The sequence below is a fragment of the uncultured Mailhella sp. genome (assembly GCF_944324995.1).
GTDB lineage: Bacteria > Desulfobacterota > Desulfovibrionia > Desulfovibrionales > Desulfovibrionaceae > Mailhella.
The window spans coordinates 320612-340514 of record NZ_CALUYL010000001.1; the positions used below are offsets into that span (position 1 = coordinate 320612).

Annotated in this window: 15 protein-coding genes; 9 read left to right on the forward strand and 6 right to left on the reverse strand. The window is 61.6% G+C overall.

Annotation, left to right across the window (positions count from 1 at the left end; all coding sequences use genetic code 11):
* Positions 1–75 precede the first annotated feature (75 nt).
* Entirely contained in the window at positions 76–3300 is a 3225-nt protein-coding gene (locus Q0K02_RS01355; RefSeq protein WP_294484237.1) for a UvrD-helicase domain-containing protein, read from the forward strand.
* 213 nt (positions 3301–3513) lie between these two features.
* Here Q0K02_RS01355 and Q0K02_RS01360 read toward each other — a convergent pair whose 3' ends face one another.
* The 5 genes from Q0K02_RS01360 to Q0K02_RS01380 form a co-directional block, all read right to left on the reverse strand.
* The gene (locus Q0K02_RS01360) at positions 3514–4308 is read right to left on the reverse strand and encodes a DUF169 domain-containing protein (RefSeq protein ID WP_294484239.1); all 795 of its coding nucleotides are present in this window, start codon (positions 4306–4308) and stop codon (positions 3514–3516) included.
* Between the two features lie 173 nt (positions 4309–4481).
* Complete coding sequence (locus Q0K02_RS01365) at positions 4482–4781, reverse strand: ErpA-related iron-sulfur cluster insertion protein (RefSeq protein WP_294484241.1); 300 nt, start codon at positions 4779–4781, stop codon at positions 4482–4484.
* A 98-nt stretch (positions 4782–4879) separates the two neighbouring features.
* Positions 4880–5173, reverse strand: coding sequence for an ErpA-related iron-sulfur cluster insertion protein (locus tag Q0K02_RS12345; protein WP_363315653.1), 294 nt, complete (start codon positions 5171–5173; stop codon positions 4880–4882).
* A gap of 25 nt (positions 5174–5198) precedes the next feature.
* Entirely contained in the window at positions 5199–6092 is an 894-nt protein-coding gene (locus Q0K02_RS01375; protein WP_294484246.1) for a glycyl-radical enzyme activating protein, read from the reverse strand.
* Between the two features lie 127 nt (positions 6093–6219).
* Positions 6220–8664: a glycyl radical protein gene (locus tag Q0K02_RS01380; protein WP_294484248.1), complete on the reverse strand. Its 2445-nt coding sequence runs from the start codon at positions 8662–8664 to the stop codon at positions 6220–6222.
* Positions 8665–8915: 251 nt separating this feature from the next.
* On the opposite strand from Q0K02_RS01380, the gene Q0K02_RS01385 reads away from it, so the two are divergent.
* The 4 genes from Q0K02_RS01385 (at position 8916) to Q0K02_RS01400 (ending at position 13815) form a co-directional block, all read left to right on the forward strand.
* On the forward strand, positions 8916–10391 hold the full coding sequence (locus Q0K02_RS01385) for a sigma 54-interacting transcriptional regulator (RefSeq protein WP_294484251.1): 1476 nt from the start codon (positions 8916–8918) through the stop codon (positions 10389–10391).
* Positions 10392–10502: 111 nt separating this feature from the next.
* Positions 10503–11015 (forward strand): hypothetical protein, encoded by a 513-nt coding sequence (locus Q0K02_RS01390; RefSeq protein WP_294484252.1) that lies wholly within the window; start codon positions 10503–10505, stop codon positions 11013–11015.
* A gap of 232 nt (positions 11016–11247) precedes the next feature.
* Positions 11248–12747 (forward strand): APC family permease, encoded by a 1500-nt coding sequence (locus Q0K02_RS01395; protein ID WP_294484253.1) that lies wholly within the window; start codon positions 11248–11250, stop codon positions 12745–12747.
* A 336-nt stretch (positions 12748–13083) separates the two neighbouring features.
* The gene (locus tag Q0K02_RS01400) at positions 13084–13815 is read left to right on the forward strand and encodes a sulfite exporter TauE/SafE family protein (protein WP_294484254.1); all 732 of its coding nucleotides are present in this window, start codon (positions 13084–13086) and stop codon (positions 13813–13815) included.
* 3 nt (positions 13816–13818) lie between these two features.
* Here Q0K02_RS01400 and menA read toward each other — a convergent pair whose 3' ends face one another.
* On the reverse strand, positions 13819–14727 hold the full coding sequence (gene menA, locus Q0K02_RS01405; RefSeq protein WP_294484257.1) for a 1,4-dihydroxy-2-naphthoate octaprenyltransferase: 909 nt from the start codon (positions 14725–14727) through the stop codon (positions 13819–13821).
* A gap of 169 nt (positions 14728–14896) precedes the next feature.
* Between menA and Q0K02_RS01410 the strand changes: the two genes are divergently transcribed.
* The 4 genes from Q0K02_RS01410 to thiC all read left to right on the forward strand — a co-directional run bounded on the left by Q0K02_RS01410 (position 14897) and on the right by thiC (position 19846).
* A complete protein-coding gene (locus tag Q0K02_RS01410; RefSeq protein ID WP_294484259.1) occupies positions 14897–15571 on the forward strand; it encodes a TetR/AcrR family transcriptional regulator in 675 nt (224 codons plus the stop codon).
* A 112-nt stretch (positions 15572–15683) separates the two neighbouring features.
* Entirely contained in the window at positions 15684–16250 is a 567-nt protein-coding gene (locus tag Q0K02_RS01415; RefSeq protein ID WP_294484260.1) for a flavodoxin family protein, read from the forward strand.
* 374 nt (positions 16251–16624) lie between these two features.
* Positions 16625–18328 (forward strand): glutamine--tRNA ligase/YqeY domain fusion protein, encoded by a 1704-nt coding sequence (locus tag Q0K02_RS01420; protein WP_294484261.1) that lies wholly within the window; start codon positions 16625–16627, stop codon positions 18326–18328.
* A gap of 198 nt (positions 18329–18526) precedes the next feature.
* The gene (gene thiC, locus Q0K02_RS01425; protein WP_294484263.1) at positions 18527–19846 is read left to right on the forward strand and encodes a phosphomethylpyrimidine synthase ThiC; all 1320 of its coding nucleotides are present in this window, start codon (positions 18527–18529) and stop codon (positions 19844–19846) included.
* The last annotated feature ends 57 nt before the right edge of the window (positions 19847–19903 follow it).

Below are 19903 nucleotides of genomic sequence, written 5' to 3' on the forward strand. Positions count from 1 at the left end.
CCGTTCCCGCTATAACAGGTCAACTGTCCGACTGCCGACAGCGTTCTTCCTACCTTCTTCCGCCGCGAGTCATCCATGTTCCGAGCCGACCTGCATATCCATTCCCGTTTTTCCCGAGCCACAAGTTCGCGTCTCACTCTTCCCCATCTGGCGGCATGGGCCGGAGTCAAGGGCATCGACGTGCTGGCCACGGGCGACTTCACGCATCCCGTCTGGCGGCAGGAACTGCGCGACGCCCTCGAACTCGACGACGAAAGCGGCCTCTTCCGCCTGAAAACGCCCCTTTCCCGCGAAGATCTGGCCCGCGAAATTCCCCACCTCGCCGGCATGGAACCGCGGGAACCCCGCTTCATGCTGGAGGCGGAAATCAGTTCTATCTACAAGAAGAACGGAGCGGTGCGCAAGATACACAGCCTGGTCTATGTGCCGGATTTCGAGTCCGCCGACAGGCTCTGCGAAAAGCTGGAAGCCATCGGCAATCTGAAATCCGACGGGCGTCCCATTCTCGGTCTGGACGTCAAGGATCTGCTTTCCATGGTGCTGGACATTCCCCGCGCCTACATGATTCCCGCCCACATCTGGACGCCGTGGTTCGCGCTCTTCGGCTCCAAGTCCGGCTTCGACAGTCTGGATGAATGCTTTGAAGACCTCGCTCCCCATATTTTTGCGGCGGAAACCGGCCTTTCCTCCGACCCGGACATGAACCGCTGCTGGAGCCATCTCGACAGGCTCCTCATGGTGTCGAGTTCCGACGCGCATTCCGGCGAGAACCTCGCGCGCGAGGCCACGCTCTTTGACGGCGCGATTTCCTACGACGGCATCTTCGGCGCGCTGCATCAGAAGAGCGGCGACACGACCTACGCCGGAACGCTGGAATTCTTCCCCGAGGAAGGCAAGTACCATCTCGACGGCCATCGCGCCTGCGGCGTGGTGCTCGAACCTGCGGAATGCATGAAGCTGAACAACATCTGCCCCGTGTGCGGCAAGCCTCTCACCGTGGGCGTGCTGCACCGCGTGCTGGAGCTTTCCGACCGCACCGAACCGCCCTGCCCGGGCAAGGATTTTCAGTCGCTCATTCCGCTGCCGGAAGTGCTCGGCGAAATATTGCACTGCGGCTCGAAGACCCGGAAGGTGCAGGAAAAATACGCCGACCTGCTGGAACGTTTCGGTTCGGAAATGACCATTCTGCAGGACACGCCGGAACACGATCTGCGTCACGCCTGGCCGGAGCTCGGCGAAGCCGTGTCCCGCATGAGGGCGGGCAAGGTCATCCGCCACGCAGGCTACGACGGCGAATACGGCACCATCCGCCTGTTTGAGGATGAGGAAAACGCCCCCTCCCTGCTGGAACGCGTGCCCGCCGCCCGTCGCGCTCCCCTGAAAAAAAGCAGGGCTCAAAAAAAAAATCTGAACGCCGACACGCCGCCGACTGACGGCAAAAGCTGCAAACAAAGCGCCGAAAATCATCCCGACTTTTCCCCGGAATCCTTCAGCCCCATGCAGCGCGAAGCGCTGGAGGCCGGCCCCGGCCCCGTGCTGGTGCTGGCTGGCCCGGGCGCGGGCAAGACAAGAACGCTCGTGGGCAGGCTCGTGCGGCTGCTTCGCTCCGGCACTCCGGCTTCGGACATCGTGGCCATCACCTTCACGCGCCGCGCGGCCGAAGAAATGCGTTCGCGCCTTGCCGCCGCCATGGGCGGCGAAGAAAACGCCCCGCTGCCGGAAGCCGACACCCTGCACGCGCTGGCCCTCAGGCACTGGCCCGGCGAGGCTCCGGTGGTGCTCTCCGAAGAGGGCGCGCGCAAGGCCTTTGCCTCGGCCAATCCCACGCTCGACAAGAAGGATGCCTCGCGTCTCTACGACCAGCTGGAGCTCGGCCGCGAAACGCTGAACATTCCAAGGGAACTTGCGCCCCTGGCCGAACGCTACCGGCAATGGAAAAAAGAAAGGAATCTTGCCGACTACACCGATCTGCCGGAAACGTGGCTTGCCGAACTCAGAAGCCGGAACTACGGCGCGGCCAAGCCCTGGAAGCACATTCTCGTGGACGAAGTGCAGGACCTCTCGCCGCTGCAGAAGGCGCTCGTGGAAGCGCTGACCCCGGCGGACGGCTCGGGATTCTTCGGCATCGGCGACCCGGATCAGTCCATCTACGGTTTCCGCGGCGCGGATGCAGGCATTGAAGAAGCGCTCCGCACCCGCTGGCCGCAGCTGTGCGTGCTGGGCCTCACCGAAAGTCACCGCTCCGCGGCCGCCATTCTCGCGGCCGGACACGACGCTCTGGCCGGGCACGGCGCCTGCGGGGAACTCTCCTCCGTTACCGGAACCTCGGCCACGCTCCAGTGGATGGGCGCGCCGACCGCCGAACGGGAAGCCACCTGGATTGCCGACCGCATTGCCTACCTCATCGGCGGCACGTCCCATCAGCAGGCCGACCTGCACGAAACGCTCGCGGGCTGCCATCTCGATTCCGGTTCCTGCAGTCCGGGAGAAATCGCCGTGCTCTGCCGCATCAAGGCGCTCATTCCTCCCATCCGCGCGGCGCTGGAACGCCGGGGCATTCCCTGCTCCGCGCCCGAAGCCGACGCCTTCTGGACCGACGAGAGCGCCGACGCCCTGCTTCAGGCCGCGGCACGCTTCCACCAACAGGAGGAACACTCCCGCAAGGAAGCCGCCTTTCTCGACGCCGACCGCTTTCCCCTGCTGGCGGCCATGGCTTCCGCCGCGCCGACCGATGAAGTTCGCAAGGAAGACGCGCTCGACGAGGTGCCCGCCGAAACGTGGGCCGAGGGCCCGGACGCCGTGGTGGCCCTCTGCCCCGAACGCTTTGCGCCGCTGTTCAGCGAATCTGCGGCGTTCAAGCGCCTCCGCCAGGCATGGAAGGAACACGGCGGCTGGCCGGGGCTTCTGGACTTCGTGTCGTTCCGCCGGGAAATCGACATGGTGAAAGGGCAGGCGGAATACGTGCAGCTCATGACCATGCACGCCTCCAAGGGCCTGGAATTCAAAGTGGTGTTCATTCCCGGCGCGGAAGACGGCCTGCTGCCCTTCCGCGGCGTGGGCGCGCTGCTCGGCAAAAGCGACGACTTCACGCCGCCCCCCGTGGAAGAAGAGGAAAGGCTGCTCTACGTGGGCATCACCCGAGCCTCGGAAGCAGTGTTTCTGTCCTCCGCGGCAAGCCGCACCCTCTACGGGCACAAACTTGCGCTTCCGCCCTCGCCGCTGCTGCCGCTCTCGCACTTCCACGCCGTCAGGCTGACGCGCCACACCAAAACCACGGCAAGTCAGCTGAGCCTGTTCTGAAAAACGCGCTCCGCGCGTCCGTGCAGACCGTCAGGCCCGCGCCGTCGGTCGCGTCAACGGCAGTGCTCCGCGCCCGCCAAGGCAGGGCCGTGACATCGCTCTTGTCTGCAAGGCTCTCCCGCGCTCCGCGCCCGGCAATCTTCCGGCGTCATCCATTAACAAAGGCCGTTTTCCCCGAGGAAAACGGCCTTTGTTCTTTTTCCGAAATCCGCGTCAGGACGCCTGTCCCGACGGCTCCCGCTTCTTGAACACGATGAGCGGGCAGTTCTGGCAGATGTCCGCTCCGGGGAAGGGGTGGCCCGAACGCGTGATGGACACGCCGCCCGTTTTTTCCACGCGGTCGGCCATGCGTTCCACCACGGCGCGGATGTGAGAGCCGGGAATCATCACGTTGACTTCCCCGCGCTCCATCTTGCCGGAATTGTAGCTGCCCGCGCAGGCCAGGGTCAGATTGGCCTGACCGTGAATGTAGCTGAACGCCGTGCCGCCGCACACCGCGGAATTGATGCACAGGGACGGGCGGAAGGGATGCACGCCGGTAACGGCCATCCAGTCGCCCACAAGATGATACGCCTGCATGTTGTCGCAGCAGAAATGCACGACGTCCGGCATGTCCTTCTGCTCGCGCAAAGGCCGCATGACCACGGCGAGCGGCGCTTTTTCCATGCGGGGCTTGCTCTCCACAAAGCCGCGCACCTGCGCTTCATCCGTGCCGAAGCGCAGAAGATCGCGCACCACGGCGTCGCTCACTTCGTCCACGCCGAAACAGCAGCGGGCGTCGAGGCACCAGAGCTTCTTCATGTCCAGAAGCACGGTGCGCCCCTCCATGCGGGCCCCGAGCTCCGCCTGACAAAACGTCAGCGGCCGCACCGGCTCGCAATATTCGTTCTCCGCCCTAAACTGCTCCACGCTCTTTTCGTCGAACAGAAACGTGATGCCCACAGGCTCGTGCATGAGGCGAAGAAAACGCATGAGACACTCATGCATGCGCGCATAGTCCATATCCATCTTCTCTCCTCCCGCGGCGTGCCGGATTCCCGAAGGCTTTCGTCACGCCCTTGCCGTCGTCCGGCCCGTTCACGGCAGAACCCGCCTTCCGGTTTTGCCGGAAAGCGGGCCTGGCTTCGCCGCATGCGTCTGCAACGCACTTCGCGGCGCTCTTCAACAGGAACAGTTCCGCATCAGTTGTCGGAATCCAGCGCCTTGACCTCAACCTGCTTTTCTTCGTTGAGTCCAAGGGAGAACTTGCGGCCGTACCTCAGCAGAAAATCGCTGTCGGCAATGAAGGTCACGTCTTCCACGGTCACGCTTTCATCCTCGTCCTCGTCCTTTTCCTCCAGAGCGAGCCCCAGAATGATGCGGGAACGGCAGCCGCCTCCCAGCGTGTATTCGCGCAGGCGCACACAGGTTCCTTCATCCTCGTCTTCCAGCATGGAACGGAGTTTCGCCAGCATTTCTTCATTGACAGTCACTGTGAACATGGTCTTCTCCCGTGTTGCGCAGGCACTTCTGCCGACGGTTCCGCCCCGTATCCTGCTTCCGGGCCTCCCGGAAAACGGATCCTGTCCCGACGCCTTTCCTAAGCGTTCAGAGCCGTCAGCACGACCTGCTTGTCTTCATTGAAGCTCAGCTCGTAAGCCTTGCCGTACTTTGTCAGAAAATCATTGTCTGCGATGAAGGGGACGTCTTCGATGAGAATCTTTTCATCCTCGTCTTCGTCCATTTCGTCCATGCCCAGACCGAGCACGATCTTGCAATGTCATCCGCCGCCCACTTTGTATTCGCGCAGACGCACGCAGATTTCCTCATCTTCATCTTCCAGCATGGCGCGAAGCTTTTCCAGCATTTCGTCGCCTATGGTCACGGTAAACATAGCTGCTCCTGTTGATTTTGCGCTGTCACACGACAACGGTGGAAAGGCCGTGTCTTCTGAAGCGTTCCCTAACTTCCCTGAGGGCTTCCGGCGTGTACTGTTCCACCGGCGGCAACGGCTTTCCGAGGGCCTGATACTTGCTTTTTCCAAAGGCATGGCACGGCATGATCTCTATTTCGGAACGGCCGTACCTGCCGAAAAACTGCGCCATGGCTTCAAGATTCTCGTCCGAATCGTTGAGGCCCGGCATGAGCGGCATGCGGATGCGCACTTCCTTGCCCGACTCCAGCGCCGCGCCCATGTTGCGGAGTATGAGGGCGTTGTCCTGCCCGGTAAGCTCCCGGTGTCTTGCAGGATCCATGTGCTTGCAGTCGAAAAGGAAAAGATCCGCCAGCTTGAGGGCCTTGTCGAAGCGTTCTTCCGGGCAGAAGCCGCAGGTGTCCACGGTCACGTGCCAGCCCTCATAGAGAGAGGCTTCCGCAAGATCGAGAAAAAACTCTCCCGCCGCCGTGGGCTCTCCGCCCCCGAAGGTCACGCCGCCCCCGGAATTTTCGTAGAAAAGCGCGTCCTTGCGAACTACGGCGATCACTTCGTCCACGCTCATGACCCTGCCGCTCATTTCTCTGGCCTTGGCCGGACACTCCTGGGCGCAGGCTCCGCAGGAAAGGCACTTTTCCCGATCGAGCAGGGACACGCCGTTTTCCATGCGCACGGCGCCCGCGGGGCAGACCTTTTCGCAGGCTCCGCAGCCCGTGCACAGATCCTGAAAGAACAGAAGCTGAGGGGCAAAGCTCTGGGATTCGGGATTGCTGCACCAGAGGCAGCGGAGCGGGCAGCCTTTCAGAAACACGGTGGTTCTGATGCCGGGGCCGTCCTTGGTGGACATGCGCTGAATGTTGTAAACCGTTCCCTTGCTCATGGTCCCCTCCCCGCGGGCGGCCCGTGCCGTTCGGCGGCCTCCTGCGGCCTCCGTTTTCCGAAGCGCGGATGCGCCCGGTGTTCCGCTCTTATGCAAGGCGGCGGAGATTCCTCCGCCGCCGTTCGTTTTACTGGGCGTACTCGGTACGCTTGATTATTTCATTCTGCACGCCGCGGTCGAGGCGGGTGAAGTAGGCGCTGAATCCGGCCACGCGGACCACGAGATCCTTGTAGTCCTGCGGATGATCCTGCGCGTCCTGCAGCGTGGCGGAGCTTACGCAGTTGAACTGAATGTGCGAACCGCCGTAGTCGCAGTAGGTCTTGATGAGCGAAATGAGGTTGCGCGCTCCCTGCGGACCTTCCAGCGCGGAGGGCAGGAACTTCACGTTGAAGTGGTTCGCGCCGTAGCGCACGGTGTCGATGGCTTCCGCGCCGGACTTGATGAGGGCGGTGACGCCTTCATGGTCGGTGCCGGGCATGGCGGACACGCTGCCGTCGGTAAGGGCCACGCCTGCCTTGCGGCCCGTGGGCAGAGCGCCCATGAGCGAGCCGAAGTAGTTGTGGTAGGAGAGCGAGTAGGCGTCCAGAGGCGTTCTGTGGCCGAAGCAGTCCGGGCCGACGGAGCTGTGGATTTCATCCACGTCGCGGTAGAAGCGCTGCACGAATTCTTCCACTTCGGGATAGTCGTTGCCGTGCTTGGGAGCCTCGAAGCACATCTTGCGGATGTCTTCATAGCCTTCAAAGTTGGCGTTGAGGGCTTCCAGCAGCTGATCCATGGTGAGCTTCTTGGTGTCGAACACCAGATGCTTGATGGCGAGCAGCGAGTTGGCTGCGTCTATGCCCGCGGTCATGATGGGGTTCACCTGCGGATACTTGGTGCCGCCGGCTTCTTCGCACATGCCCTTTTCCACGCAGCCCTGGTACATGACCGAGCGGAAAATGCTCGGCACCACCTGCAGACGGGCCATCTGGCTGAGATCGGAGTGATGGCGGGAAATGGTGAACAGGTGCTTGAGCTGCGCCTTGCAGGCGTCGTACACTTCTTCAAAGGTCTTGAACTCGCGGGGATCGCCGGTTTCCGCGCCCACCACCTTCTTGGTGGAGGGATCCTTGCCGTTGTGGAGCAGAAGTTCCACGACCTTGGCGAGGCAGGGCTGGTCTTCCTGCGTGATGAAGCTGCCCATGCCGCAGATGCCCGTGGACACGCAGCCGTAATTGCCGCAGTTGCGGGCGTCTTCGAGCGTGATGCCGCCTTCGTACTGAGAGAAGCGGGCGAGGTTGCGTTCGATGACCACGGTGTTGTTGAGAATCTGAGGCTGGCCGGAGCCGCCGCGGATGCAGTCCACCACCTTGTTCATGTAGGAAGTCTTGAGCTTCGGATGATAGAGCAGGGTCAGCGTGGGCTGAATGCCGCGCATTCTGATCTGGGTTTCCAGCAGCAGTTCTTCCAGTTCGGTGCTGGCGTCGCGGCCGTAGGCGTCCACGCCGCCGATGGTGATGGTCTGGCCGGTGTGACCGGAAAGCGTCTTGGCGTAGGAGCCGCCCTGGTATTCGCCGAGTTCCATGTGCTTGATCCACTGGAACTTCAGCAGGGTGATGACCTGCTCCTTGGTCAGCTTGCCTTCGTCGATGTCCTTCTTGTAGAAGGGATACATGTACTGACCATAACGGCCGGGGGAGGTGGCGCAGGCCATCTGTTCCACTTCGATGGCGAGGTGAATGAACCAGAAGGACTGGATGGCTTCACGGAAGTTGCGGGCGGGATATTCGGGCACGCGACGGCAGATTTCCGCGATTTCCAGAAGTTCGGCCTTGTTCTTGGGATCGGTTTCGGCTTCGGCCGTCTTTTCCGCAAGGTCGGCATAGCGGTGGGAATGGGCAATGACGGCTTCCGTGGCCACGATCATGGCGCGGTAGAGGTCATGCTTTTCCTTGTTTTCCAGCGTGGTGGGGCAGTCGAGGAGGCGCTTTTTCAGATCGTCCACCACCCAGCGCAGGCCCTTGTTGAGCGCCTTGGGATAGTCGGCGATGCCGGAACCGGAAGCCACGCTCACGTTGTCGTAGTACATGCCCGCCTTGGAGTACTGCGCGGGATTCACACCGTACTTGTCCTTGTACATCTTGTTGTTCAGGGCAATGCAGGTGCGGTTCTTCCACTTCTTGTACACCTTTTCGAGCAGATCCTGGGTCTCCTGCGGAATCTTCATTTCGCCGAGAGAGGTCATCTTGGCGAGCTGCATTTCGTCCTTGATCCAGGACACGTTCCATTCAGGATACGGATTCACGCCGCAGCGGATGCCCGTAAGCGTGCCCACGATGGGGTTGCCGTCCAGAAAAATCTTCTTGGTCAAGAGCACGCGTTCAAACAGTTTCGCCCGGATGTAGAGCGTGGATTCGCCGGCGAATTCATCATACACGTCCAGAAGGCAGCGGAGGCGTTCCGGATCCATGACCTGAGGCGCGGTCATCAGGAAGTCCTTCAGCTCCTGAACGCGCTGTTCGGCGGTATCCCAGTTGATGCCGTAGCCCTGCCCTTCCACCGGGGCAGGCGAGGTGAACTGCATGACAGACATGAGGGGTCTCCTGTAGGAATGTTTTATGGGGGACAGGAAAAAATTGCTTGCTTGTTGCCGAACACTATGCACAAAGCGTGCCAACTTTTTCTCAAAGTAAATAATTTGTTGAAATATTTAATTTTTATAAAACATGCCGCGCGCAAAACCTGGAATAATCTTTTTTCGGACCTAAAAAAAACTTTCTTTTTAGAAAGAAATTTTCTATACATGAGAAAAATTTATCAGAAGCCTCCGGCAAAGGATTCCGCATGCTCATAGACAGCAAGAACTTCAGCGACGTCAGCATGAACGACGTGATGACGCCGGCCATGCGGGCCATATGGGATCATATGAGCATAGGCGTGGCCATCGTGGACGGCAAAGGCATCTGCGTGTACATGAACGAGATTCAGGCGCGCGTGGACGGCTTCACCACGTCCGGCGTGGTGGGTAAGCACATCACGGAACTGTACGTGCCCAACGGCATGGCCCGCATTCCCACCATGGAATGCCTGTACCGGGGCGAGCCGCTTCTGCGCAAGGCCTACTGGTACAAGACCATCAACAATTCCCTCTTCTCCTCCGTCACGGACTTCTATCCGCTGTTCGATCACGGCATGAAGGACGGCGTGCTGGCCTTCACCATCTGGGTGGACAGCGCCCTGCTCACCGGCGAGGCCAAAATGAACACCCGCGCGCCGGCCTCGGCCAGCGACAGCACAAGATACACCTTCGAGAGCATCATCGGGCACGATCCGGCCCTGCGCGGAGCCGTCAGCGACGCCAGAGTGGCCGCCAAGAGCCCGGTTCCGGTCATGATCTGGGGAGAGAACGGCACGGGCAAGGAACTGTTTGCCCAGGCGATTCATGCGGCAAGTCCGCGAAAGAATCATCCGTTCATTGCGGTCAACTGCGCGGCCATTCCGGAAAATCTGCTGGAAGGCATACTGTTCGGCACCTCGAAGGGCGCCTACACCGACGCCGCGGACAAGCCCGGACTTTTTGAAAAGGCCGACGGCGGAACCCTGCTGCTCGACGAGCTCAATTCCATGCCGCTGGGCCTTCAGGCCAAGCTGCTGCGCGTGCTTCAGGAAAAAAGAATACGCCGCCTCGGCGCGAGCTCGGAAAAGGACGTCGACGTCCGGGTCATCAGCATTCTGAACGAGCCCCCGCTCACGGCCGTGAGCCGCGGCATTCTGCGCAACGACCTTTATTACCGCCTCGCCGTGGTGGGCATTGCCGTGCCGCCGCTTCGGGAACGGCTGGAAGACATTCCGCTGCTCATCGCTTCGTTTCTTCAGCGCGCCGAAGACGCTCCCGCCGGCGTGCGCGTTTCCGACTCCGTCATGAAGCTGTTCTGGGGGTATTCCTGGCCGGGCAACATCCGCGAGCTTCTGCACGTCATCGAGGGCAGTCTGGCGCTGCTCGGAAGCCGCAACGTCATTACCGAAGACAGTCTGCCCCGGCAGTTCCGCGAATCCTGCCTCAGCAGACGCGCCGCCGAAGCCGCGCCTGCGGCCGTGCGGGAAGAGGACGTTCCCCTGCTGGACGACTACCGCAACGTGCGCCGCAACAGCGTGGTTCCTCTTAAAGAAAAGATCAACGCCTTTGAATCCCGCTGCATCCGCAACGTGCTGCGCGTGACCGGCGGCAACGTGTCCAAGGCCGCAAAAATCATGGAACTCACCGGCCCCGGACTGCGCTACAAAATGAAGCAGCTCGGCATCACCGAAGAGGATTATTGACGAAACATACCGATATCACACAAAATCCAATCGTTTTTCCGACAATTCCGAAAGGCCGCGCTCCGCAAAAAGTCCGCGGCCTTTTTGCCGCTCCTGCCGCTGCGTTCAGGCATGACGCCGCTCTTCGTTGCGAAGCTCCCCTTCCGCGCCCTTGCCGCACAAAAGAACAGGGCCGGGGCGCAGCTTCCCGCCGCCGCGCCCCGGCTGAGCAGAAAAAACGGAGCCGCATCGTCCGACGGGCGGCCTGTCCGATTCCTGCGTCGGACGATGCGCCGCTCAAAAGGCCCCGCATGTCTTTGCCCGCCGGAATGGCAGGAATTTTCATCCGCAGCGTCAGCATTGCGCCAACGCTCCGCAGGCGTGGAATTCCGCAGGCGTGCGCCCGGCTGCGCGCCGAAAACGTCGTTTCGCTCGTCAGACCAGCTCCGCGTCGGCTGGATTCCGTCTTTCATTATGATATTTTTTGCACAAATTCAGCCGACTTTTCCACTTCCATCCTCGCCTTTTATCGCTTTTATTAATTATGATAGCTCTATTTTTCACATATTTCTTTCAAAAAAGAAAAAATTTTTTATTTTTTTGATTATTTTCTTTTTTAAGATAATGATTTTTATTATCGGTTAAAAAAATTATCTTTTATTTTCGTGATATTATCTGTATAGTCTCTTTCATTATCGGTTTTGGCATGGTTCTTGCTTCACGTGACCCATCTCACATTATCTCATTCAAACCCCTTCCCCAAAAGTTGTTTGCTTGTTGTCGGTCCGCAGTGCCCGAACCTCCCTTTTCGGAGATTCCCCGGGCGAACCTCGCCTGCTTCCGCAGGTTTCCCCTCTTCATTCAGCAGGAACTCACCATGTCAGAAGCCAAACTTACGAAATCCTTGTCTCCCATGCAGGTTTGCGCGCTCGCGCTAGGTTCCATTGTCGGTTGGGGCTGCTTTGTTCTTCCCGGCGACATGTTTCTTCCTTCCGCAGGGCCTCTCGGCACCCTGCTCGGCTTCCTTGCCGGCGCCATCCTCATTTCCTTTGTGGGTGTGTGCTACAGCTACATGGTCAAATACGCCCCCGTGGCCGGCGGCGCATTCACGTATGCCTACATAGGCTTCGGCCCCACCGCCTCGTTCATCTGCGGCTGGGCGCTCGTCATCGGCTACATCGCCATCGTCATGATCGACATAGCCGCACTCTCGCTCATCTTCCGCTTCCTCTTCCCCGGCGTGTTCGAGTTCGGCGAACTCTACACCATCGCGGGATGGAAGGTGTATGTCGGCGAAGTGCTGCTCATGACCGCCGGCACCATCGTCTTCGGCTGGCTCAACTACCGCAGCGTGGGCATGGCCGGCAAGCTCCAGCTCATCCTCGCCTTCATGCTCACCTTCGGCATCGTGGCCTTCTTCTTCGGCTCCGCCTCCCTGGATTCCGCCGGCATCAGCAACCTCGTGCCCCTCTTCGCGGAAAACAAGTCCCAGGCCGCCTGCATCATGAGCATCTTCGCCCTCTCGCCCTTCCTCTTCGTCGGCTTCGACACCGTGCCCCAGGCCTCGGAAGAGTTCGCCTTCGAGCCCAGCCGCTGCCGCAACATCATGGTCGTTTCCATCTTCGTGGGCATGATCCTCTACGCCATGGTCATGCTGGGCGTGGCCATCGCCATCCCCTACCCTGAACTCCTCGCCAAGATGGAAGAAATGAGAGCCTCCGGCGGTCATGCCTGGGCAACCGGCTACGTGGCCACCCTCGCCTTCGGCAAGCTCGGCTCCATCATTCTGGCCTGTGCCGTGTTCGGCGCCGTCTGCACCGGCATCAACGGCTTCTTCGTGGCCGCCAGCCGCCTGCTCCTCGCCATGTCCAGAGGCCGCATCCTCCCCGAATGGTTCGGACGCATCCATCCCACCTACCACACCCCCTACAACGCCATTCTCTTCACCGCCGTCCTCGCGCTGCTCACCCCCTTCGCCGGCCGCTCCGCCGTCGGCTGGACCGTGGACATGAGCTCCGTCGGCACCGGCATCGGCTACCTGTTCACCTGCCTCGTCGCCCGTCGCGCCATCCTCAACAGCGGCGAAACCCGCGGCAGAAGCATCGGCCTGTTCTGCTGCGTCATGGGCACCATCTGCTCCATCCTGACCCTCGTCCTGCTCCTCACTCCCGGCTCCCCCGCCTACATCTCCTTCGCGCCGCGCTGCGTGCTCGCCGTGTGGGTCATCATGGGATTCGTGTTCTACTTCTCCAACAAGAAGGTCTGGAGCAATCTCTCCACTGAGGAAATCTCCAGGAACATTCTCGGCGGCACCGACATTCCCATCCTGTTCAACAAGAAGACCGGCCCCTGCACCATCGAACGCGAAAACGCCTGAAAACCGCGCTCATAACTGAAGGAACGGGCCACCGGCAAAACCGTCGGCGGCCCGTTTCTCTCCCTCCTGCGCGCCGGAGGCGTCCCCCCCCTGCCGCCTCCGGCGTCGCCCTGTTTTCTTCGCCGCAGCAAGACGCGCCGACCCCGGGCAGCGCGCCTCGCCCCAAAAGGCCGACGCCCTTCCAGGCCGGCCCCAGCGCTCCTCCCCGCCCCGACACGTCCCCGCTCTGCGGACTCTCTTCTTCCCTTTCTGCGGCGCAGCTCTGCGCCATTCGTCCCAAAACGCTCCGAAGCGCTCCATTTCTCCCACCTCGTATCGTCATCAGAGGCTCGTTCCATGGACACCACTTCGCTCATCGTTTTTCTCTGCTGGTTCGCGGGAGGCTTCGTCTCCGGCCTCACGGGCATAGGCGGAGCCATGGTCGCGGTTCCCGCGGCCGCCCTCGTTCTCCCCATGCACGTGGTCATTCCCCTCAGCTGCATCCTCAACGCGGCCATGGACGGCAGTCTCGCCTGCATGCACTTCCGCCACTGCCGCGTCAAAGCCCTCTGGCCGCTGCTGCTCGGCGCGCTGCCCGGATCGTTCGCGGGACTCTACATTCTTCAAATGGTGTCCGACGCCGTGCTTCAGGGCGCGGTGGGCGTGCTGCTCGTGGTCTATGTGCTCTGGCAGCGCGTGGCCAGGGCCGGAAGCAGGAAGGAAGATTCCTGGATTCTCGGCGGCACGGCTGGCTTCGGCGCGGGACTTCTCGGCACGGCCATCTCCTTCGACGGCCCGCCCGCCGGAGCCTACGCGCTCTACCGCGGATGGTCGCCGCGCGAAGTGCTGGGCACGCTCGGCGTCTTCTTTCTCGTGCGCAGTCTGTTTACCTGCCTTCTTCAGGCGCAGGCCGGATTCTACACGCCGCAGGTGCTCGGCTACGCCATGTACGGCATACCCGCCTGCATGCTCGGCGCCGTGTGCGCCTTTCCGGTGGTGAAGCGCATCCGCGTGGAACTGTTCCGCCGCGCGCTCATGGCCGTGATCGCTGTTGCCGGCCTCGTCTGTCTGTGGCAGGCCCTGCGCTGACCGCTACTTTGCGGCGGCGTCGAGCAGCAGCCCGGCAGCGAGCAGCAGACTGAAAATAAGAATGTTGCGCGAGGTGAGCCCGAGGCAGCGGTTGAGCGCCCGGCCTTCGTAAATGGAAACAATGCGGCTCCACACCCGATAGTGCGGAACAAGGAAGAGCAGCGGCAAAAGCCCCGCCCAGAACAGCCCATGCGGAATGAGACACAGCGCAAACGCGCAGGCGAATCCCCCCTGCGCCAGATAATACCGCAGGCCGAACTCCGCCCCGAAGCGCGCAATGAGCGTCTTCTTGCCGGAAACCTTGTCCTGATCGCGGTCGCGGAAGTTGTTGATGGTGAGCAGCAGATTGATGCACACGCCCACGGCAAGCCCGGCCAGCGTGGCCTGCGGAGACCAGGCTCCGGCCTGCACGTAGTAGGTGAAGCCCACGGCCACCAGGCCGAAGAACACCACCACGAGCACGTCGCCCCAGCCGTGCGCCGCAAGCGGATACGGCCCGGCGGAATACATGTAGGCGCACGCCAGGCACACCAGCGCCACGGCGGCCATGCTCCAGCCGCCGTACCAGACGAGCGGAAGTCCGGCGCAGAGCGCCAGCGCAAGGTCAACGACAATGCCGATCTTCATGCTGCGGGGCGATATCCAGCCCTGGGCGCAGGCGCGGCGCGGTCCGAGGCGGTCGTCCCTGTCGTTGCCCTGCTCGAAGTCGCACACGTCGTTGATGAAGTTCGACGCAATCTGCATGAGCACGGCGAAAAGCACGCAAAGAAGCGCCGGAACCGGACGAAAACAGCCCGCCCACACGGCGAGGGAACAGCCCACGACCACCGGGGCGAGCGCCGCCGCCAGCGTTTTCGGCCGACAGGCCAGTACCCACGCGTACAGAGAATCCTTGCGAACTTCAGTTTCCATTCCTTATGCTCCTGCGGCTTTGCCGCCAATGTCCGGCTTGACGCCCCTTCCCGGGCGAGGGCAGAATAGCGCATCTTACAGGCAAAGAAAAGAACACCCGCGCCGTGCGCGAACACGGCGTCTTTCCCCTGCACGCGCAGGCAACCTTCCGTTCCAGGGAGATCCTTCCATGACGGCGACATCCAGCACTCCGGCAGCGCGCGGCAAGGGCCGCCCCCGCAATTTCGACAGGAACACGGCCCTTCTCAAGGCCCTCGAAGTCTTCTGGCAGCGCGGCTACGGCCCGGCCTCCGTTTCCGAGCTGTGCTCGGCCATGGGCATCAACGCCCCCAGTCTCTACGCCGCGTTCGGAAACAAGTCCGCCCTGTTTCTGGAAGCCGTAACCTATTACGAACAGCGGTACTGGGCCGCACCTTCCCGCAGATTCATGGAGGAAAAGGACTTCTACCGGGCCGTGAACAACTTCTTCATCGAGGCCGCCGGCATTCTGCGCTCCCCCGACACCCCCTGCGGCTGCATGGTCGTGCTTGCGGCTGTCAACATTTCCGAAAGCGAGCAGAACGTCATACGCACGCTGCGTCAGATGCGCCTCGACACCAAAAACATGTTCGCCGAAAAAATCCGGCAGGCCGTGCTCGAAGGCCAGCTTCCCGAAGACACGCATGTCGAAGCGCTGGCCGGAGCCTTCAACACCTTTCTTGAAGGCATGTCCCTCCAGGCCAGGGACGGCCTGAACGCGGAAGAACTCAGGGACGCCGCCTCCTACGCCGTGCGCATGCTGCCCAAGTGGCATAAGCGGCTGAAACCCGCACCCACGCTCGAACAACTGTCTTCTCATTGTTAAAATAATAGATTACAAGCAGTTATATATTTATATAGCACTCGATAAAATATATTGACTATTTTTATATCGTTCGATACATATTTAGACACACCAACGCATGAGGAGATCTCGCATGAGCAAGAACATTGTTATTCTCAACGGCAGTCCCAGAAAGCACGGCAACACCGCAACCCTTTGCGACGCCTTCGTCGAGGGCGCCGAGGCCGCGGGAAACCATGTGACGAGATTTGACCTTCAGACCATGAACATACACGGCTGTCTCGGCTGCATGAAGGGCGGCAAGGATCCGCAGAGCCCCTGCGTGCAGAAGGACGACATGGCCCTCATCTACCCCGCCTACAGGGAAGCCGACGTCGTGGTGCTGGCCTCCCCCATGTACTACTGGGGCTTTTCCTCTCAGCTCAAGGCCGCCTTTGACCGCCTCTTCGCCGTGGCGGAACTCGACAGCGAATACCGCAACCCCATCAAGAACTGCGTGCTGCTCATGGCGGCCGAAGGCAACACGCCCGAAAACGGCAAGCCCGTGCTCGACTACTATCACACCCTTTTTGAGCAGCTCGGCTGGCACGACCTCGGCGCCATTCTGGCCGGCGGCGTGCTCCAGATCGGCGACATTCTCAAGAACGGCGGTCATGAAGCTCTGAAGCATGCCAGGGAACTCGGCGCTTCGCTGTCCTGATGCTCCGCTTCGGCAAAGCCGCAGCGCCCCTTCCTCCCCGCTGCGGCCGAGCGCCCTTTTCGCCGTCGCGAATGTTCTTCGCGGCGGCTTTTTTGCTCATTTTCCCCGCTCCGGCGGACTCCGACGCGCCTTCCGGACCTGTCTCGCACCGCACTGCGCTTTTTCCGGGCCCATGCGCCTCCACGAAAACGCCCCTCCCCCCCCTTCCGGCAGGACGCCTCCCGCTTCGTCAATTGACCTTCCCCCGCGACAAAGGTATTCTTTTCAGCCGTCAGTCATTCAGGATATGCGCCCCGCCGCTCGGCAAGGGCGCATCGCTCCACCGCTGTTTCGCGCGCCCTGAACGCGCAGCAGCCAAACGACATGAGGCCTCCATGAGCCAGAACACCCCCGCCCCTGAAGCGGAACGTCCCCAGGGCGTCGATTTTCTCCGCGCCCGCATCAATCAGGATAATCTTACCGGCCGTTTCGGCGGACGCGTACACACCCGCTTTCCTCCCGAACCCAACGGCTATCTGCATATCGGCCACGCCAAGTCCATCTGCATCAACTTCGGACTGGCCAAGGAATACGGCGGCCTGTGCAACCTGCGCTTCGACGACACCAACCCCGTGAAGGAAGATACCGAATACGTCGATTCCATCCAGAAGGACGTGCAGTGGCTCGGATTCCAGTGGGCGGGCGACGTCCACTACGCCTCGGACTACTTTGATCAGCTCTACGAATACGCCGAAAAGCTCATCATGATGGGCAAGGCCTACGTGGACGAACTTTCCGCCGACGAAATCCGCGAATACCGCGGCACCCTCACCAGGCCCGGCACCCCCAGCCCGTGGCGCGACCGCCCCGCCGAGGAAAGCCTCGACCTGTTCCGCCGCATGAAGGCCGGCGAATTTGAAGACGGCAGATACGTGCTCCGCGCCAAGATCGACATGGCGTCTCCCAACGTCATCATGCGCGATCCCACCATCTACCGCATCCGCCACGCCACCCATCACCGCACCGGCGACAAGTGGTGCATCTACCCGATGTACGACTTCACCCACTGCCTTTCCGACTCCATCGAGGGCATCACCCACTCCATCTGCACCCTGGAATTCGACAACAACCGCGAACTCTACGACTGGGTGCTCGACACGCTGGGCGTCTATCATTCCCAGCAGATCGAATTCGCCCGTCTCCAGCTCACCTACACCGTGCTTTCCAAGCGCAAGCTCATCCAGCTCGTGAAGGAACACTACGTGCGCGGCTGGGACGATCCCCGCATGCCCACCATCTCCGGTCTGCGCCGCCGCGGCTACACGCCCGAAGCCATCCGCGACTTCTGCTCGCGCATCGGCATCGCCCGCAGCGCCGATTCCGTGGTTCACTACAGCCTGCTCGAATTCTGCTGCCGCGAACATCTGAACGCCGTGGCTCCGCGCTGCATGGCCGTGCTCAATCCGCTCAAGGTGGTCATCACCGACTACCCCGAAGATCAGGTGGAGGAATTCGATCAGCCGCTGCATCCCGAAGACGCGTCCTTCGGCAGCCGCAAGGTGCCCTTCTGCCGCGAAATCTACATCGACCGCGACGACTTCCGCGAAGATCCGCCCAAGAAGTACTTCCGTCTCGCTCCCGGCGCGGAAGTGCGCCTGCGCTACGCCTACTACATCACCTGTCAGGAAGTGGTGAAGGACGCCGACGGCAACATCGTGGAACTGCACTGCACCCACGATCCTTCCTCCCGAGGCGGCTCCAGCCCCGACGGCCGCAAGGTCAAGGGCACGCTGCACTGGGTGAGCGCCCGTCACGCCGTTCCCACGGAAGTGCGCCTCTACGAGCAGATGTTCACCACCGAAAGCGACAGCGACATCGAAGAAGGCAAGACCTTCCTCGACTACTTCAACCCCGATTCCGAAAAGATCGTCACGGCCATGGCGGAACCCTATCTCGCCACGATGCCCGCAGGCAGCCACGTGCAGTTCGAGCGCGTGGGCTATTTCTGCGCCGATCCCGACGGCACGCCCGAACACCCCGTGTTCAACCGCACCGTGACGCTCAAGGACTCCTGGGCGAAGATAGAAAAGAAGCAGTAATCGACGGGCCTTCTCCCGCGCCTTCCGGCTCCGCGCTCTGCGGAGCGGAACGCCCGGAGAAGGGCCCGGTTGCGCCCGCCCCGGGATCGCAGAACGCGTCCGGCCCGGGCCCGTCACACCGCATACCTTCGCGCGAACGCGCGACAACGGGCGGGAGCTTCCCGCCCATGAAGACCGGACTCCTCAGAAGGAGGCAGCATGTCCATTTTTGAGAAGAACCAGGCGCTGGCGACCCTCTTTGAACAGCACAAGGCCCGCCTGTGCGAAGAAGAAGGACTGACGGAAGAAGAAATCCGTTCCGCCATCGAAGCAGGCACCATGGTGCTGCTGGGCAATCCCAATCACAAGGACGTTCGTCCCATTCTGGTAGGTCAGCCCTCCAGAGTGAAGGTCAACGCCAACATCGGCACCTCTCCCTTCCACTGCAGCGTGAAGGGCGAAATGCGCAAGCTCAAGATAGCCCTGGACGCCGGAGCCGACACCGTCATGGATCTGTCCATTGCGGGCGATCTCGACGACATCCGCCGTCAGATGCTGGAAGCCTGCCCCGCGCCTCTCGGCACGGTTCCCATGTACGGCGTGGCCCAGATCTACATCGACCGCGGCGAAGACCCGGCCACCATTGACCCCGAAGTCATCTTCGCCGACGTGGAAAAGCAGGCCGAACAGGGCGTGGACTTCATGACCCTGCACTGCGGCCTCACCCGTCAGGGCGCGGAATGGGGCGCCAAGGGCGGCCGCGTTCTGGGTATCGTGTCCCGCGGCGGCAGCATTCTCTCCCGCTGGATGCTGCGCAACGACAAGGAAAATCCCCTGCTCACCGACTTCGACCGTCTGCTCGACATCGCGCTGCGCTACAACGTCACGCTGTCGCTCGGCGACGGCCTGCGCCCCGGCGCGAACAGCGATTCCGGCGACGCCGCCCAGTGGATGGAAGTCATCATGCTCGGCCAGCTGGCCAGGCGCGGTCTGGAAAAGGGCGTGCAGTGCATGATCGAAGGCCCCGGCCACGTGAGCCTGAACGAAGTGGAAGCGCAGATTCTCAGCATCAAGAAGCTCACCCACGGCGCGCCTCTCTACGTGCTCGGACCGCTCGTGACCGACACCACGCCCGGCTACGATCACATTGCCGGAGCCATCGGCGGCGCGCTTGCCGTGAAGGCCGGCGTGGACTTCCTCTGCTACCTCACGCCCGCCGAGCACCTCACCCTGCCCGACGAAGACGACGTGAAGCAGGGCGTGATGGCCTCCCGCGTGGCGGCGCAGGCCGGTGAAAACGCGCTCGGCACGCCCCGCGCCAGAGCCCGCGAAGCCAAGATGTCCAAGGCCCGCATGGAACTCGACTGGGACGCCATGCGCGAAGCCGCCATTGATCCGGAACTCATGGACAAGCGCCGCGAACCGCACAAGAATGAAGAAGCCTGCGCCATGTGCGGCAACTTCTGCGCCGTGCGCATGATGCGCGAAGGCAATCCCGCGGCTCAGGTGCCCAGCCACTGCCAGCACCATCGCAAGTAATCTCATCACTGCGCGGGCGTCTCAGGCGTCCGCGCCGCTCTTTTTCCGGAAAGGCCG